The sequence below is a fragment of the Pseudomonas sp. GW821-FHT09E04 genome, from assembly GCF_059416185.1.
Genome location: NZ_JBWKOR010000003.1, coordinates 865650 through 883533, shown reverse-complemented (window position 1 = coordinate 883533; position 17884 = coordinate 865650). Strand labels below are relative to the sequence as shown.

The following is a 17884-nucleotide window of genomic DNA, read 5'->3' as shown; positions in this document are numbered from 1 at the left end:
CGCCGGGGGTCGCGGGTTCGAGTCCCGTCCGCTGCGCCATATTCGGTAACCTGGAACACTGAACGCCAGGTCACCACAGAAAGCCCGCCCAGTGCGGGCTTTTTGCTGTCTGGCGATTGGCTTTTTTGCTCGTCCGGGCATGAAAAAAGCGACCTGCGGGTCGCTTTTTTCGTTTCTGCGGTTTGTTACTGGCTGGCGTTGCGACTGTGCCGGTAATCACTCACTGCTTCATACACCGCTTTACGCAGACGGTTGATCCCGCCAATCGGGCGGTGGGCCTCGATCCCAAACCATGGATTGAACGACAGGTTGTCGCATTGCAGGTTCAGAGCCGGGGTGTCGAAGTCCTGTGGGGGCAGGGTGATTTTGGCTACGGTCTGGAATGGACTGTCCTGTTCGCGCCATTCGATGCTGGTGTCTTCGATCGGCATGAACCGATTGGCGTCCTGACGCTGGATCTGCAACACAAAACACGCGGGCACCCGATCCGTGGACAGTTGCTGATTCAGCGCACTGCGCAGGAAATTCGGCAGATCCTGGTTTTGCTTCGGCGGCGTGTACGCCGGGCAGTTGTCCGGATCCGGCATCACCCGAAACTTCGCATTGGCCTCACCAAATTTGTAGGGCGATACCGAAAAGTAGGTCGTACGTGTCGGGCTCTCTGGTGGCGGAGAAAGCGTCGCCAGCGCAATGAACAAATGCCTGATCTGCCAGTTTCGCGGGTCCCAGCCCGGAAAAAACGCCATGACCTTTTTGCCGTCAGCCTGCGCCGCCACATTCTGACGATATTCAGCGACGTCGCTGACGAAGAAATTTGGATGGCTGAACATCACGAAATCCTGTTCGTGCAGGCCCTGACGGTCACTGAGCAACTGTTTGCCCGGCACATCGAGCAATTTGATCGCCATGCCCCGGGCATCACGGATGCTGTCGAACTGCGGATAGGCGTTGCCGTTGGACAGGCGCATCGTCGCCTGCCAGATCTTGCCCGGCTCGCTGAAAACACCTCGGCGCAGATCCTGAGCCAGATCCGGCAGCACCTGCACGTCGGCCTTCACACAACCGTGGGCCTTGGCATGGGCGTCACGCAGAAAACGCGTGTTTTCCCGATGCTGATCGACAATTCGCACAGCAGTCTGGATCACGTCCTGCGTCATGGCTGCTTCGCCGTCCGGAATCTGCTCCGTCGCCGACACTGGGCCTCGGTGTTGCCAGGCAAACCAGGCGGTTGCCAAAGCCCAGCCGATCAGGCCGACCGCCAGCAAAAACAGCAGGGTTTTGCCCAGCAACCGCCCCAGCCACAACCAGAAACGCGCCAGCATCGATGGTTTCTTGAACGAATTGAAGATCATGGCAGTTGCGCCTCCAGCGGGCCGCCCAGCACTTTCAGGTATTCCAGCAGCGCCCAGCGTTCCTCGGGCTGCAGCAACCGTCCGATAACCCCGTTGCCGCGCTCGCCGGCGCGGAATTCATGGCCACTGTTGTGGTTGCCGGTGATGCGTGTGTCGAACAGGAAAGCGTTGGTAAAGGCTTCGGTGCGATAACCCAGATGCCGAGGGTCATATTCGAAGGTGCCCTTATAGAAAGTGGTGGCGCGTTCATCCTGAGGCGACAGCAACTGATAGAGACTCGGCACCGAGCCGTTGTGCAGGAAGGGCGGTGTAGCCCACACACCTGCCAGCGGCCGGGCCTTGTAGGCGACTTTTTCCCGGACACCGATCGGCAGGCCAAAGCCGTCGAGCTGAGGTTTTTCAGCGGCAGTGACGCCAGCTTCGCGATAGGCGCGGTTTTCAACGAACGCGGTGACGTAAGCCAGGCCCTTGGCCACGGATAACTGGCTGAGATCGAGCGGTTCTTTGGGAGTGGGGTGTAACTTCACGTCCATTTGCTCCAGCTCTGCCGGATTCCATTGCAGGGCTGTCAGGTCGAAACGGTGGTTGGCGATGTTGTTGGCCGCGTTCGGATCGGTGCCGATGACGTCGACGGGCAACATGTGCAGGTGCTGGACCCAGCGTTCACCCTCTTGCGTCACCCGTGGGACGTGGCAGCCAGCGCAGTTTTCGGCAAATAACGCTCGACCCTTGGCCGCCAAAGGTTTGTCGACCTTGCCCAACAGCTCCTCTGGCCAGGCGGGTGGCTGAAGTTTTTGCAGGGTTTCTTCGATCTTGTGCAGATCGCGCACACGCACGCTTGATGCATAACGTTCATCACCCTGTAGCGGCTGGCCATTGGCATCGAAGAAATTCAGGGTAGCGCCTACCCCCAGCGCCTCGCCGATGTTGCGTGCCATCGGCTGCTGCGCCGAGCCGTTCCACTGCACCCAGTCGAACGTCCACATGTCCCACAGTTGCGGGTAATCCACGGGAGCGTTGGCCACGCGATAGTTGGTGGGGGAGATCGCATCGCCGAAGGTCGCGTTGGCGATTCGTCCGAAAGCATCGGTTCGGCCAGGGCCTTCCTCGGTGGGGTAGAGGCCGCGATGGGTGTCGTTCCACGCCACTTTGAGGAAGGTATTCAGTGAGCCTTTGAAGTCTTTGCGCAGTTGTTCATGGCGGGCGTCATAGTCGTTGCCCAGTACGTTGCGGGCGAACCGCTCGAATTTCCACGGGTTGTAGTAAGTGGAGGCCAGACTGGCGACCAGTGCCTGTCCGAAACTGCCACCACGCAATGTAGGAACACTGGAAGGCAGCACATGCTGCGCCGAGCCGCCGTCGATGCGCACGGCCTGGCCATTCAGGTGCAACTCGCCGGTGTGGCAGGCCGCACAAGTGATGTCGAGATATTGCTCAGAGCTGCCGGGATTCTGATGGCGGGCGAAACCCACTGGCAGATTCCCCGGGTTGTTCGATGTGGCTTTCTGCTGCGGGTCGATCAGAAAACCGAAGCGTGCGAGGTATTCCGGGGAGGCAAAGCGTTGCTGCGAGAACGGCAGCTCCAGGGCCTGGAACCACTCATAACGCAGGCCTTTGACCTGAGTGCCTTGCGGCGTGAAGTAGTAGGTCTGGCGCTCTTCGTGAGTCCATTGTTTGAGGTAATGGACCTGTTTGGCGGGCGTCGGGAAGGGCAGTTTCGGATTGGCGACATAGTAGAGAATCACCGCCAGGACCAGTCCCAGCAGTACCACGATCAGCGTCAGCACACGGAATATGAGGCGCAAGATGAACATCCTTGTCGAGTTGTTGCGCTGTTATGCCTGAGCCGAGCCGTGTGCGGCAAGTGGCCATTACGCCAAGTGTTGTGGGAAGGGGCATCGGTCAATGTCAGATCAAGATGACAGAAGCTTCATCATGCCTTTGCCCAAATGCTTTTTAATCCCTGAACTTATCGGAAGATTCCTGCTCTCATGCCGGTAGCCATTGGTCGTGGCGGCCTGATAAGCTCGCGGCTTTACTCGATTGCCCTTTCGGCGCATGAACAAGGAAATAGCATGAAACAGCATCGGTTGGCGGCGGCGGTAGCCCTGGTTAGCCTGGTACTCGCGGGTTGTGATTCGCAGACCAGCGTAGAGCTGAAAACCCCGGCGCAAAAAGCTTCCTACGGTATCGGCCTGAACATGGGCAAAAGCCTTGCTCAGGAAGGCATGGATGATCTGGACTCCAAAGCGGTAGCCCAGGGCATCGAAGATGCCGTCGGCAAGAAAGAACAGAAGCTGAAAGATGAAGATCTGGTCGAAGCCTTCGCTGCACTGCAAAAGCGTGCCGAAGAGCGTATGGCCAAGATGAGCGAAGAGTCGGCAGCCGCCGGCAAGAAATTCCTCGAAGAAAACGGCAAGAAAGCCGGCGTGACCACCACTGCTTCCGGTCTGCAGTACGAAGTGGTCAAGAAAGCCGACGGCCCACAGCCTAAGCCTACCGACGTAGTGACCGTTCACTACACCGGCAAGCTGACCAACGGCACCGTATTCGACAGCTCCGTAGAGCGCGGCAGCCCGATCGATCTGCCGGTCAGCGGTGTGATCCCGGGTTGGGTCGAAGGCCTGCAACTGATGCACGTTGGCGAGAAGTACAAGCTGTACATCCCTAGCGATCTGGCTTACGGCGCACAATCGCCAAGCCCGGCAATCCCGGCCAACTCGGTTCTGGTCTTCGACCTCGAACTGCTGGCCATCAAGGATCCAGCCAAAGAAGACGCTGCCGCCGCCAAGTAACAAGCGTCGGTACCGGCTTCAACAACAACGCCTCGCTTATGCGGGGCGTTGTTGCATCTGGGTCACGGCGAGCGTAAACAGACCGAACCGATACGCATCGCGACAGTCCTAGACTTTGAGGCCGCCCGCGCTAGACGCCCTGAGCCGCCAAGTCAATGAAATAATGGGGTTTTTTATGTGAGTAAAAAACGCCCGATCTGAGCGTAGCCCTTATGAACCGGGGCTCTCAGCGTCGAAATGCAGCTCTGTTCACAAGGTTATCCACAATTTGTGTGGATAACATTTCAACGGGAGAAATAGATGAAAGCTCCATGGAATTTCGCCCGATTCCTGCCGTTGGCCGGACGACTCCTGGCCCGTGGCCGTTTGCCGACGCTGTTGTTCGCCGTGGCCAGCAAAGGTGCCGCCCAAGGCAATCGTCTCGGCAAACTGAAGGATGACCTGCGATTGCTCCAGGCGCTGTGCCTGGCGTACTGGCGCGGCGAATATCGCGCGATCAGTCCCAAGGCGATCGTTTCGGTCGTTGCGGGCTTGATGTATTTCCTCAGTCCGGTGGATGCGATCCCGGATTTCATTCCCGTTTTCGGCATGCTCGATGACATCGCCGTCCTCGCCTGGCTGATGAAAACCCTCGACGACGAGCTCACTGCGTTCCGTCTGTGGCGTCAGCGTCAGGCGCCGGAAAAGCTCAGGGTTGTCGAGCGCCTGCCCGATACGCCCGAACAACTTCAGCTTCAGGGTCCGAAAAAGTCCTGAATCGCGACAGCCTCTTATACAGATAGATACCCCCCACGACCTTGGCCGCTGTTAGGATTACACTTCTAGGGAAAAGTGCCGACTCGCTAAGCGTTGTTGTCCTACGGGGTAGTCATGGATATTCAGATAATTGCACGCGATGGCGAACCCGAATATGCGGTTCTGCCATGGGCTCAGTATCAGGCTCTACTGAAAGCAGCAGGCATTAACGAAGCACCGTCGCAACCGGCTCCAGCGCCGCTTGCGGCCACACCGGACCCGATTCTTCCAGGTCTGGATCAGTTACGCAGTTTGCGCGAAGGGAAGGGCATCGCCATCGAGGCGCTCGCCCGCACGGTAGGCATCAGCCCGTCTTACCTGGCCATGATCGAAAGCGGTGAGCGTCTGCCCGACGCTGCGATTCGCCGCAGCCTGGCCTGGGAGTTGACGGTGCCAGGGTGGAGGGAACAATCGTGAGCGTACGCATCAGTCGTCAACATTGGGACGGATTGCTGGGGGAGCTGGACCAGGCGCGCAGGCAGCGCCATCTTCTGACCTATCGAGCCTTGCTCGAGCGTCTGCAACTGCCCACGCCGGCGATGCAGACATTGACCGCTGCACTGGAGCATCTCGCTGCGCTGGACGCGAAAGCCGAACAACCGTTGCGCAGTTCGCTGGTGATCAGCCAGGGCGCCAGTCGTCTGCCACGCACCGGTTTTTTTGAGTGTGTCGAGCGTCTGGGGCGTTTTTCCGGGCCATCCGATGGTGTTGCCGCAGCTTCGTGGCATGCCTCGGAAGTGGTGCGGGTCTTTGAATACGAATACCCGGAATCGGCGGAGGCCTGAGTGTTTTTACGACTCAAGGCGCGGGCAAGTTACTGGCTGGCCCGTAGGCTGTTTCACTGGTCGTGGTTTGTCCGTCAGCCCCGAGGCTGGCGCTGGCTCGAAGGGCAGTTTGCGCGTATGGCCAACCTGGGCGATGTCGGCGCGCAAAGCTTTTACGGGCACATCCTGACGTTTCGCGGCGTTGGCCTGGGCGCGCGTGAGGAGGGTGTTCGATTGCTGCGGCTGGCTGCGCTGGCCGGAGATGGCAAGGCGGCGTATCAGGTGGGTGTCATCAGTCTTGCAGGTACGCCCAGTAAAGCGCCCGATCCTTCGGAAGCCGCTCGCTGGTGGACCATGGCCGCCAAGGCCGGGCATCCGCTGGCCGAGCTCAAGTTGAAAGAGCTGGCCGGTCGGGATCATTCTCGGTAAGCGATTTTTGTGTTCCCTGAACGGGGCGTGAGGGAAACCTCCCGCCCCGTTTTTGCGTCTGCTGCTCGATAAAGATCAGTTACAGACTTCTCCTACATCCATCGCCTACTCGCCTGACTTCTTTTCTGTTTGATCCCCCGCAAAGTCCTTCGCCTGATTTTTGCGCGAGGGAACGCACATGTTCGACCCGGTTTTTCATTTCGTCATGCGCCTGGGAATGCGCTGATGGAAGCCATCACCCGCATCGAGCAAGCACTCGACAGCTTTCCCCACACCCTCGATCTCTATCGCGAACAGCTCAGGCACTGGTTCAGTCGTTCGGCAGACAGCGTCAGTCATGCAGCCGATCTGCCGTCGCTGATGGGGATGGAGCGGATCATCCGTTTCGGCGAACACCGCACGGCAGTCGCCATTGACGACGGCCGTTTCTCTTCGGCTGTCGTGCAATGCCCGGAAACCGGGCGAATGGAGATCGAGAGCAAGTTTGAGTCGGTATACGACATTCCGTTGGGCGACATCGTTGTCGATGTGGTGGCGGTGGATGGCGGCAAGGTCAAGTCCGTCACGCTCGATGCTCAGGGCAAGGGGTTGTTCACCGGAGAGGCGGGCAAGTTCTATCGGGTGTTAGTGCACAGCGAGGCCAGCGAGAAGCAGGTCGACGCGCTTTTCGATTCCTACGATGGCCTGACCCGGCAGCTCGACAGTTGGCTGCGTAGCGAATGGCAGGGCTTCAAGCCGCAGTGGTCACAGTTGGTGGCGACGGCGGCGGGCAACGGCTTGCTGGCCGGGAGTTGGGCAGCGATTGAGGGCGTGTGGGACAGCATTGGGTTGTTGTCGGAGATTCTCAAGGATCCCGGAAAGTTTGCCGAGCGGTTGGGCAGTGGCGCCGCACAGTTGATCGCGCTGGCAGAGACAGCGCCTGAAATGATGGAGAAGCTTCAGTTACTGGTCAGTGACGAGGCGGCGCTGTGCCTGTTGCTGCGTACCGCCAGCCTCTGGCTGGAGATGCTGCCGCCCACTGAAATTGCCGGAAAAACCGCCGAGGCCGTCTCGATGGTGGTGGTGCAACTGCTGATCGATGTGTTGATCGGCGTTGTACTGACCTTTGTCGGCGCCGGGGCGGGGATTGCGTATCTGACCTTGCGTCTGGCGGATCGCGACGCTCAGTTATTGTCGGCGGTAACGCGTCTGGTGAAGGCGATGTCCGGCATCGTCAGCACCTTCATCGGCTATGTGAAGCACTACAAATCCGTCGCCGCGCGAGGCATCGCCGCCGGGGTGAAAAAGGGTCGCATGCAGTTGCGCTGGGACGCCCGACGGAACACCTCCCTGAAGAAAGACGAGCACCACGACGACAAGCCTGATCAGGCGACAAATCCTAACGGCGACAGCGCCGACTGCGTGCCCAGGACCTGCACCAATGGCTGTCCGGTGTCGATGGTCACCGGCGAGGAATTGCTGACGCTGACCGATGGCGTGCTCGACGGGTTGCTGCCGTTCGAGTTCAGTCGGTTGTATCGAACCAGTGCGGCGGAGATCGATGTCGGGCTGGGGTTTGGCTGGAGTCATTCGCTGGCGCATCGGCTGGAGGTCGAGGGCGACGGTGTGGTCTGGGTTGACCACGAGAACCGGCGCACGCGATTTCCGTTGCCGAGTGTCGAGCGGCCAGCGATTCACAACAGTTTGTCGCGGGCGGCGATTTTTCTCGGGGATGAGCCGGAGGAGTTGATTGTTGCGCTGGCGGGTGAAGCGGCGCGGTTTTATCACTTTCGGGCTGGGCGTCTGACGCTCATTAGCGATGCGTACGGCAACCGGCTGCGGATTGCGCGTGATCGTCAGGATCGGGTTGAGCGGCTGGATAACGGCGTCGGTCGTTCGCTGTTGCTGCGCTATGAGCGGGCGCATCTGGTCGCGGTCGATTATCAAGTCTGGCGCGATGCGGCCTGGCGCACCGAGCAGACACTGGTCAGCTACCGCTTTGATGCGCGTCATCGACTGATCGAAGCGACCAACGCCGTCGGTGAAAGCGAGCGTTACGACTACGACGACCAGCACGTCATCCTGCAACGGCAACTGAGCGGTGGCGCGAGCTTCTTCTGGGAGTGGGAGCGTGCTGGCAAGGCGGCGCGTTGCGTGCGGCACTGGGCGTCGTTCTCGCAGATGGATACGCGTTACGTCTGGGATGACGCCGGCAGCGTTACCGTGCAGTACGTCGACGGTGGCGAGCAGCTCAAGGCCTACGACGCGCAGGGTCGGTTGATCGCCGAGCAGGATGCGCTGGGGGCGGTGACCGAATACCGCTACGACGAGGTCGGACGGCTGATCGCGCTGATTCCGCCGGACGATGCGCCGACGTCCTACGAATACCGCCACGGTTTCCTGCACAGCCGTTCACGTGGCGATGCGCAGTGGACCTACCGGCGTAATGCCCAGGGCGATGTCACGGAAACCGTCGACCCCGACGGCCATGTCACCCATTACCACTACGACCCGCAAGGACGGTTGCTGTCGATCCGTTATCCGGACAGTGGTCGCCATGTGTTTGTGTGGAACGACCTTGGGCAACTGGTCGAGGAAAGTTTGCCCGACGGTGGGGTGCGGAAGTTTTCCTACGATGCGTTGGGGCGGCGGATTACTGCGCAGGATGAACACGGCGCGGTTACCCGTCACGCCTGGGACGCCGTTGGCCGACTGATCCAGACGACGCTGCCAACCGGGGCGACGCGGGCCTGGTCCTACAGCGCCTACGGCCAGATCACCGCCGAACGCGACGAGCTGGGGCGGATCACCCGCTACGAGTATGACGACGACCTGCACCTGGTCAGCCGACGAATCAACCCCGACGGCACGCGACTGCAGTACCGCTACGACCATACGCAGCTGTTGCTGACGGAAATCGAGAACGAGTCGGGCGAAAAGTACCGGCTGGACTACACGCCGACCGGACTGATCAGACAGGAAACCGGCTTCGATGGCCGGCGCACCGCCTATGCCTACGACCGCAACGGCCATCTGCTGGAAAAGACCGAGTACGGCGACGACGGCACCACGCTGGTCACCGGCTACCAACGTGATGCTGCCGGGCGCCTGCTGCTCAAGACCCTGCCAGACGGGGTTGAAGTCAGCTATCGGTATGACCGCCTAGGTCGGCTGACCGGGGTCGATGACGGCCAGGGCCATCCGCTGGCCTTCGAGTACGACCTGCAGGACCGACTGGTCCGCGAGCACCAGGGCTGGGGCACCCTGCGTTACACCTACGACGCCTGCGGCCAGCTCAGCCGCATGCGCCTGCCGGACAACAGCAAGCTCGATTACCACTACGCCAAGGGCGGCGCGCTGACCGCGATCGACCTCAATGGCGCCTTGCTCACCCGGCACGTCTATCAGTCCGGTCGTGAACAGCAACGCCAGCAGGGGCTGCTGCTCAGCGAATACGCCTACGACGAACAGGGCCGCTTACGCGCCCACGCTGTCGGCCATCAACGCGGTGCGCTGTATCGCCGCGACTTTGCCTACAGCGCCAACGGCAACCTCGAACACATCGCCGACACCCGACACGGCCAGCGCAGCTACCAGTACGACGCCCTCGATCGGCTGATCCGCGTGCGCCACACCCGCGACGATGTGCCGGAAAACTTCGCTCACGACCCGGCCGGCAACCTGCTGATGCAGGACCGTCCGGGACCCACACAGATCAAAGGCAACCGCCTGCTGATGCAGGGCGACCGCCACTACGACTACGACGCCTTCGGCAACCTGATCCGCGAACGCCGTGGCCGCGCGCAGCAACTGGTCACCGAATACCGCTACGACAGCCAGCACCGCCTGATCGGCCTGACCCGCCCGGACGGCAAAACCGCGACCTACCAATACGACGCCTTCGGCCGACGTATCCGCAAAACCGTCGACGGCCAGAGCACCGAGTTCTTCTGGCAAGGCGACCACCTGATCGCCGAAAGCAGCCCGACTCAGCACCGCAGCTTCATCTACGAACCCGGCACCTTCCGTCCGCTGGCCCTGCTCGACGGCAAAGGCCCGAAACGCGCCTGCCCGTTCTACTACCAACTCGACCACCTCGGCACCCCGCAGGAGTTGACTGACTACAGCGGCGACATCGTCTGGTCGGCCAAGTACAGCGCCTACGGCAAGGTCACTTCGCTGGAGCTGGCGACCGAGGATTACCTCGACCAGCCACTGCGCTTTCAGGGGCAGTACTTCGATGCGGAAAGTGGGCTGCATTACAACCGGCATCGGTATTACGACCCGGAGGTGGGACGGTATCTGACGCCGGATCCGGTGAAACTGGCGGGTGGGTTGAATCAATACCGGTACGTGCCGAATCCGACGGGGTGGGTGGATCCGTTGGGGTTGAGCTCCAACTGTCCGCCGCCTAATAAGCCGGGTTGTTCGGTGCCGGATAGGGTGAGTGGTTCAGTTGTTGATGAGGGTGAGCCAGCGCTGCCGAAGATGACGGCGCAAGAGCGGAGGGCGAGAATTGATGAGTTAACAGAAAATATTGCATTAAAAGAGTTGAAAGATATGGAAAGCGCTAACAAAAAATCTCATTTTTTACAAAAACATGGCGCCCAAACCACTCTAGCTTCGCAGCAAGAGCGTCTGCAATATGCTAAAAATCCTACTACGGGAAAAGTTGAGATGAAACTAAATAAAAAAACTAAGCTTATGGAGCCAAGCATTCCACGAGCTGCAACTAGATTTATAAGTCATAGAGATCAGTTGAATGCAATTAATCGTGCTAAATTAATTTTCCGACGGACTGGGAGTCTATCGCTCTCATCGCTCCCAGTGGAGATGGGAAGAAAGGTTGGAGAGGGGTATAGGGGGAAACAAGTGGAATATATAGAGCCAACAAGAACTGTCGTTATACTCGATAGTCATGGTGAGGCTATAACGGCTTATGTGGATTGATATCAAATGAAACCTAATCCAAAGCTTTCAATTTTGCCTGGCTTTCTATTTGTCTTTGACATTGACTATCCTCACGAAGGGGCTGTTGAAGAACTAATATGTTTGGCTGATGTAAATGATTCTTCTGATTTGATTAGAATTTTTGATGCTGTTCTGAAACCGGAGTTTGTTGGGTACTCTGAATCGGATAGGTGTTGGATAATTGATACGATTTCCTATTATTTGGAAAGGGGAGAAACATTTGTTGAGGTTTTGGAAAAGAGAAGTTTTTTATTTTCTGACGAGATAGTCGATGGGTGTGGCTTTATGCGCGTGTTGCTAGAATGTCTTTCTTTATATGAGGGTGAGATAGGTAAGGTTAAAGATCTATAGAGTTACATTCTATGCTTGAGGTTTTTATGTGTTTTGGGTTTTGGGCGGGTTGGTTGTTTTATTGGTTTTTATAATGAAGATGAAAATTGTGGGAGCTGATTTGTTTGGCCAAAGCCGATTCGCCATGTTTCCGATCGAGGTGAAGTGATGTTGAGGGATCCGTATTTGAGTGAAGAGTTTGAACCGGACTTGACGTGGTTTATAGGTGTTTTCGATGTTTATGATCGGGAAGAAACTCGAGGTTTGGAACTCGAGGATTACAACCCTAATGACTCTGCTGATAGAGAGCTTCTTGTTAGAAAGTATTGCCTGAATCTGCCATGCCTTTCCTATAGACATAAGCTGGTGCTGTTTGGAAATTTGGAAATGATACTTCAGGATCCAAATTATGAGTTTCAAAAACTATTCGAGATCGATGAATGCGAAGCAGCAAGTTGGCCGCGGGGAGAATGGTATTCTCTAGAGGATCCACGCGGCTTCTTCCAAGATATCTATAAGTTTGCGAAGGAAGCTTGGGGGGAGGATCTTGCGAAAGCCGCTGGTGAGGATCGGTCCACATGGTAGTTACCGAGCTTTTACATTAGCGATGACCTGAAACGAGCGCCTCGTTAAAAGGTTGCGCACGTATGCTGTCGATAACATGCACACTATACCCCGGAACATTCTTAGCATGATGCTTCGCCTGCGAAGCCATCTCCGCCAACTGACTCGCATCCAGTTGCGCACAAGCTTCAGGATGCAAATGCACCACGCCAATGGACAGTGACAGCAACGGAAATTCCTGGCGAATCCCTTGGCGGTTTGGCGCAACAAAACACCCAGCCTCAAGGTGTTCCGGTCGATAAAACCGTCGGCATTGGCTCTGGAAATCATCAAGCAATTGGTTGAGCCGTTTACGCCAATCCTCCGGGCCGAGCACCAACAGAAAATCGTCCCCCCCAATATGCCCGACAAAGTCGCGAGAAGGATCAACGCGTTCATTCAAACACTGCGCCAGACACAACAACACCTCATCCCCCCGCCCATACCCATAGATATCGTTAAAGGGCTTGAAGCTGTCGATGTCGACATAACAAATAACCGACTCCCGCCCCTGTTGCAGCAACCGCGTCAGGCATTGTTGGATCGGTACGTTGCCGGGTAGCAGAGTCAGCGGGTTGGCATAGCGAGCCTGCTGGATCTTCAGCTCGGTGATCAGCTTGAGCACGTCAATCACCCGACCCAGGCCCAGGTAGCTGCCGTTGAGGGTAATGATGAAGTCTTCTTCGATGCGCTGCCGGGCGCGGCTGGTGATCAGGCGGCTGACCTGTTGCAGCGACTGGCTCATTTCCACGGCGAGGAAGTCGTCGTTCATCAGGCGGCTGATGGGTTTGCGGGCGAACAGGTCGGTGGCGAACGGCTTGAGCAGGGCGTCGGACAATGAATGACGATGGACGATGCCGCAGGGCTGGCCTTGCTCGTCGAGCACCGCCAGCGAGTTCAGGTTGGCTTGACGACGGAACGCTTCGAGCACGGTGGCGGTCGGTGTGTCGCGATCCACTGCCGGTTGATCGTTGAGCAGGGCACTGAGATCGCTGCCTTCGTCGTTCAGCGCAACGGCGCTGCTGTCGTGCTTGGGCATCAGGGCCCGGGCGTCGCGTGGCGGGTGCTCCTGAGGGCGCCCAAGCAGGTAACCCTGCACCAGATCGACACCCATTTCGGTCAGCACCGCCAGTTCTTCCGGCAACTCGATGCCCTCGGCAATCACCTGCGCCCGGGAGGCCTTGGCGATTTGCAGGATCGATCCGACGAACTCGCGTTTCAAGGCATCCTGATGGATGCCATCGATAAAGTGCCGATCGATTTTCACGTAATCGGGACGCAGCTCCGACCACAACCGCAAACTCGAATAACCCGCGCCAAGATCATCGAGGGCAATTGAAAACCCCATGGCCCTGTAGTGATGCAACGCGGTTTGCAGCAGCTGGAAATCGTCGATCGGCGTCTGTTCGGTGAGCTCGATCACCACCTGGCTCGGTGGAATGCCGAAATCCTGAAGCAGTTGCAGCGTACGCCCCGGCTGGTGCGCGGCTTCGAGCAGGGATTCGGGAGAGACGTTGAGAAACAGCTTGCCCGGCAATTGCTGTTCGTTGAAACGGCGGCAGGCACTTTGGCGGCAGGCGATTTCCAGTTCGCTCAAGCGCCCGGCCTGGCGGGCCACGGCAAAGAGGGCGATAGGGGAGTGCAGCGGACTGTTGGACGGGCCGCGAGTCAGGGCTTCATAACCGAGAATGCGTCGTTCAGAGAGGCAAATGATCGGCTGGAACAGGCTGTGCAAACCGCTTTGAGTCAGGATCGAGCTCAAGGCACTCAGCTGTTCGGTCGTGGTCATGGCATTCTCTGGCGATAAAAAAAGGACTGGGAGCGTTCTCGATGAAGAGAACCGCTCCCAGTCCTTTATTGCACGACAGAATGATGACTGTTTGATGACGATCCGGGGATCGCCAGCATTAAATTGCCATCACCTTACTTCTTGGCCACCTGATTGCTCAGCTTCAGGTAATCCAGCAGCACGCGCCCGGTCTCGCTCAGGTAGGCGTCGTCTTCCGGTTTGACCTTGTCCGGCTCGGCTGCCGCGAGGGCGTCGTCGTCTTCTTTCTTCAGCTCTTTGAGCGGTTCTTCGCCTTTGGCCTTGCGACGGATGTTTTCCATCGCCAGTTGCTTGGCGTCGATATCGGCGTGCTGGGCACGGCGATCGGCTTCATTGAGGCTGACGGTTTTCTCTTCCATCAGTTTCTGCGCCAGGGCCAGCTTGTCGCGAATGAACACGAACTCTGCGTCTTTTGCCGAACGTACATCGTGCTCCGACTTGAGCTGCGCTATGTACGGCTTGAACGGGTCAACCGCAGGCTTGATGGCCGGTTTGATGGTGTCCCATGGCATGGCTTCCGGCAGAGCGCTCTCGCCGATTTCCTTGGTGTCGATGATCGACGGGTAATCGATGTCCGGCAGTACGCCCTGGTGCTGGGTGCTCTGGCCGGAAACCCGGTAGAACTTGGCCAGGGTCAGTTTCAGTTCGCCATGGTTCAGCGGCTGAATGGTCTGCACGGTGCCTTTGCCGAAGGTCTGGCCACCGATGATCAGCGCGCGGTGGTAGTCCTGCATGGCACCGGCAAAGATCTCCGAAGCCGACGCGGACAGGCGGTTGACCAGCAGCGCCATCGGGCCTTTGTAGAACGCACCCGGGTTTTCGTCTTCAAGTACATCGACCCGGCCATCGGCGTTACGCACGAGCACGGTAGGGCCCTTGTCGATGAACAGGCTGGTCAGTTCGGTGGCTTCCTGCAGGGAACCGCCGCCGTTGTTGCGCAGGTCGATGACCACGCCGTCGACTTTCTCTTTCTGCAGTTCGGTCAGGAGTTTCTTGACGTCGCGAGTGGTGCTCTTGTAATCCGGATCGCCGGCACGGAACGCCTTGAAGTCGAGATAGAAGGCTGGAATCTCGATCACGCCGAGCTTGTAGTCCTTGCCGTCCTGTTTCAGGCTCAGGATGGATTTCTTCACGGCCTGGTCTTCGAGCTTCACCGCTTCACGGGTGATCGGCACGATCTTGCTGGTCTGGTCGTTCGGCGCATTGCTCGCCGGGATGACTTCCAGACGAACCACGGTGCCTTTCGGACCACGGATCAGCTTGACCACTTCGTCCAGACGCCAGCCGACCACGTCGACCATCTCTTTGTTGCCCTGGGCAACGCCGATGATCTTGTCTGCGGGAGCAACCTGCTTGGTCTTGTCGGCCGGGCCTGCCGGCACCAGGCGCACGACTTTCACCTGGTCGTTGTCGCTCTGCAACACGGCGCCGATGCCCTCGAGGGACAGGCTCATGTTGATGTCGAAGTTTTCCGCGTTATCCGGCGACAGATAGTTGGTGTGCGGGTCGTAAGACATGGCGAAGGTGTTGATGTACGCCTGGAAGATGTCTTCGGCACGGGTCTGGTCCAGACGCGCCAACTGGTTCTTGTAGCGCTTGGTCAGGGTTTCCTGGATCTGCTTCGGATCCTTGCCGGCGATCTTCTGCCGCAGCACTTCGTCCTTGACGCGTTTGCGCCACAGGTCGTCAAGTTCGGCGGTGGATTTGAGCCACGGGGCATCCTTGCGATCGATCAGCAAGGTTTCCTTCGTGGAGAAGTCCATCTTGTCGACGCCTTTGTTCAGCTCGGCAATGGCGAAGTCCAGACGCGCTTTCACGCGGTCCAGATAACGCTTGTAGATGGTGAAGCCGGCGTTGAGGTCGCCGCTCTTGAGGAAGTCGTCGAACTGGGTCTTCCACTTGTCGAATTCGGCGATGTCGCTGGCCATGAAGTAGCTGCGCGACGGGTCCAGCAGCTTGATGTAGCTGTCGTAGATGATCACCGAGCGCGCATCGTCGAGCGGTGGCTTGCTGTAGTGGTGACGTTTGAGCAACTCGACGACGTTCAGACTGGCGATCACTTCATCGCGATCAGGCTGCAACTTGTCCCAGCTGTTGGCTGCGAATGTGGTGCCCGACACCGGCAAGAGGCCGATACCGATGAAAAGAGCGAGGGCGGTGCTGGGGAGCAAATGCTTCATGCTGATTCGACGCGGGGACAATTGATAACGCATATTAGGCCGTCTTTGAAGTCGCCGGTACCTCTACGCTCTGTACGATAACTGCTGTTCAGCGTTCGTTCAGACCCCAGGGCCGGTCGCATAATGCAAAAAGCCCGGCGCTTCAGCTTCGGGCTCAGTCCAGACTCACTATGGAGGCACTGTGAAGGCATTGCAAGGCGTTGAAGGTCAAGTGGCATGGGTTGATGAGCCGAGTCCTACGTGTGATGTAGGACAAGTTCGCATCCGGGTGGCGGCAGCCGGCCTCAATCGCGCGGATTTATTACAGAAGGCGGGCCTTTATCCACCGCCGCCGGGTGCCAGTCAGGTGCTCGGTCTTGAGTGCTCCGGGGTGATCAGCGAAGTCGGCGCCGGTTCGTCCTGGCAGGTCGGTGATCGTGTCTGCGCCTTGCTGGCCGGGGGCGGGATGGCCGAAGAAGTGGTCGTCGACGGGCGGCATGTGCTGCCTGTTCCGGAAGGCGTGTCGCTGATCGAAGCGGCTGCACTGCCTGAGGTGTACGCGACCGTCTGGCTGAATATTTTCCAGCTCGCTGCGCTCAAACCGGGTGAGAAAGTTCTTCTGCATGCCGGGGCCAGTGGTATCGGTTCAGCCGCCATTCAACTGTGCAAGGCGTTTGGCAATCCGTGCTGGGTCAGCGTCGGTTCGACCGAGCGCTTGGCCTACTGTGAAGCACTGGGGGCGCAAGGTGGCGTGGTGCGCACCGATGATCTGGAGAGCCTGCGGGATTTCGGGCCGTTCGATGTGATTCTGGATCCGGTGGGCGGTCATTATTCGGCACTGAATCTGAAGCTGATGGCTCAGGACGGGCGTTGGGTGCTCATCGGTCTGATGGGCGGCCGCGAAGCGAAACTCGATCTGGCCCAGGTGCTGGCCAAGCGCGTGCAACTGCTGGGTTCGACCTTGCGCAGCCGCAACGATCAGTTCAAGGCCGATTTGTTCAGTGATCTGAGCCAGCACGTGTGGTCGCTGTTTTCCGAGGGACGCTTGAAGCCGCAACTGGCCAAGACCTTTGCGATCAAGGATGCCGAGGCGGCGTTCGCCGAACTGGCGAGCAATACGGTGGCGGGGAAACTGGTGCTGGTGATCGACGAAAGCCTGAGCTGATCACCGATGCTTGTGGGAGCAGGCTTGCTCCCACAAGACAATCGCTTACTTCCAGAGATGAATCGGCCAGCCGGATTTTTCGGCCTGCTCGCGCAACACCGGATCCGGATTGACCACGTGCGGGTAATCCACCTTCAGCAGCAGCGGCAGATCATTGCGTGAGTCGGAATAGAAACTCGCGCCTTCAAGGTTTTCCTCTTCGGCATCCAGCCATTCCAGCAAGCGGGTGATCTTGCCTTCGCGGTAGGTCAGGGTGCCCACGGTGTGGCCGCTGTATACGCCATGTGCCACTTCCAGTTCGATGCCCAGAATCTCGTCGATGCCCAACCGCTCGGCGATGGGTTTGACCAAGTGTGTACCCGAAGCCGAGATCACCAGAATCCGGTCGCCGGCCTTGCGGTGGGCGGCGATGGTTTTGGTCGCGTCGCTGAAAATGATCGGCTCGATGAAGTCTTCTACCCACGGGCCGACCAGATGTTCGACTTCTTCCGGGGTTCGACCGATCAAGGGTTCGAGGCTGAATTCCATGAAGTCTTCCATGCGCAACTTGCCATGGCTGTAGGCGTCCATCAGCTCGTTGTTCTTGCGCATGAACGACTCGGGATCGACCCAGCCCAGGCGCCCCATCTGCTCGCTCCAGAGGGTGGCGCAGTCGCCGTGGATCAGGGTTTCGTCCAGATCAAAAATTGCCAGAGCCATCAGTGCAGTTCTCTC

14 protein-coding genes are annotated in these 17884 nt (G+C 58.5%); 9 read left to right on the top strand and 5 right to left on the bottom strand.

Annotation, left to right across the window (positions count from 1 at the left end; all coding sequences use genetic code 11):
• Positions 1-185: 185 nt before the first annotated feature.
• Both AC07N4_RS15035 and AC07N4_RS15030 read right to left on the bottom strand, forming a co-directional pair.
• On the bottom strand, positions 186-1322 hold the full coding sequence (locus tag AC07N4_RS15035; protein WP_493066340.1) for a catalase family protein: 1137 nt from the start codon (positions 1320-1322) through the stop codon (positions 186-188).
• A 26-nt stretch (positions 1323-1348) separates the two neighbouring features.
• The gene (locus AC07N4_RS15030) at positions 1349-3157 is read right to left on the bottom strand and encodes a di-heme-cytochrome C peroxidase (RefSeq protein WP_493066337.1); all 1809 of its coding nucleotides are present in this window, start codon (positions 3155-3157) and stop codon (positions 1349-1351) included.
• A 270-nt stretch (positions 3158-3427) separates the two neighbouring features.
• Between AC07N4_RS15030 and bamJ the strand changes: the two genes are divergently transcribed.
• The 8 genes from bamJ to AC07N4_RS14990 all read left to right on the top strand — a co-directional run bounded on the left by bamJ (position 3428) and on the right by AC07N4_RS14990 (position 12000).
• The gene (gene bamJ, locus AC07N4_RS15025) at positions 3428-4147 is read left to right on the top strand and encodes a BamJ family beta-barrel-assembly machinery protein (RefSeq protein ID WP_096823013.1); all 720 of its coding nucleotides are present in this window, start codon (positions 3428-3430) and stop codon (positions 4145-4147) included.
• A 300-nt stretch (positions 4148-4447) separates the two neighbouring features.
• Positions 4448-4903: a YkvA family protein gene (locus tag AC07N4_RS15020; protein ID WP_096823014.1), complete on the top strand. Its 456-nt coding sequence runs from the start codon at positions 4448-4450 to the stop codon at positions 4901-4903.
• Positions 4904-5017: 114 nt separating this feature from the next.
• Complete coding sequence (locus AC07N4_RS15015) at positions 5018-5359, top strand: helix-turn-helix domain-containing protein (RefSeq protein WP_007950435.1); 342 nt, start codon at positions 5018-5020, stop codon at positions 5357-5359.
• Positions 5356-5727: a hypothetical protein gene (locus AC07N4_RS15010; protein ID WP_003223109.1), complete on the top strand. Its 372-nt coding sequence runs from the start codon at positions 5356-5358 to the stop codon at positions 5725-5727. The genes AC07N4_RS15015 and AC07N4_RS15010 overlap by 4 nt, the downstream gene beginning before the upstream one ends.
• The gene (locus AC07N4_RS15005; protein ID WP_096823015.1) at positions 5728-6135 is read left to right on the top strand and encodes an SEL1-like repeat protein; all 408 of its coding nucleotides are present in this window, start codon (positions 5728-5730) and stop codon (positions 6133-6135) included.
• Between the two features lie 225 nt (positions 6136-6360).
• Entirely contained in the window at positions 6361-11064 is a 4704-nt protein-coding gene (locus AC07N4_RS15000) for an RHS repeat-associated core domain-containing protein (RefSeq protein ID WP_493066336.1), read from the top strand.
• Positions 11065-11070: 6 nt separating this feature from the next.
• A complete protein-coding gene (locus AC07N4_RS14995) occupies positions 11071-11436 on the top strand; it encodes a hypothetical protein (RefSeq protein WP_493066335.1) in 366 nt (121 codons plus the stop codon).
• 165 nt (positions 11437-11601) lie between these two features.
• Entirely contained in the window at positions 11602-12000 is a 399-nt protein-coding gene (locus AC07N4_RS14990) for a hypothetical protein (RefSeq protein ID WP_493066334.1), read from the top strand.
• 16 nt (positions 12001-12016) lie between these two features.
• On the opposite strand, the gene AC07N4_RS14985 is transcribed toward AC07N4_RS14990, so the two are convergent.
• Together AC07N4_RS14985 and AC07N4_RS14980 are read right to left on the bottom strand one after the other, a co-directional pair.
• Entirely contained in the window at positions 12017-13807 is a 1791-nt protein-coding gene (locus AC07N4_RS14985; RefSeq protein WP_493066333.1) for a bifunctional diguanylate cyclase/phosphodiesterase, read from the bottom strand.
• 134 nt (positions 13808-13941) lie between these two features.
• On the bottom strand, positions 13942-16026 hold the full coding sequence (locus AC07N4_RS14980; RefSeq protein ID WP_173861398.1) for a carboxy terminal-processing peptidase: 2085 nt from the start codon (positions 16024-16026) through the stop codon (positions 13942-13944).
• 181 nt (positions 16027-16207) lie between these two features.
• Between AC07N4_RS14980 and AC07N4_RS14975 the strand changes: the two genes are divergently transcribed.
• Positions 16208-17170 (top strand): zinc-binding dehydrogenase, encoded by a 963-nt coding sequence (locus tag AC07N4_RS14975; protein ID WP_493066332.1) that lies wholly within the window; start codon positions 16208-16210, stop codon positions 17168-17170.
• Positions 17171-17215: 45 nt separating this feature from the next.
• On the opposite strand, the gene AC07N4_RS14970 is transcribed toward AC07N4_RS14975, so the two are convergent.
• The gene (locus AC07N4_RS14970; protein ID WP_102622779.1) at positions 17216-17869 is read right to left on the bottom strand and encodes an HAD family hydrolase; all 654 of its coding nucleotides are present in this window, start codon (positions 17867-17869) and stop codon (positions 17216-17218) included.
• Positions 17870-17884 lie beyond the last annotated feature (15 nt).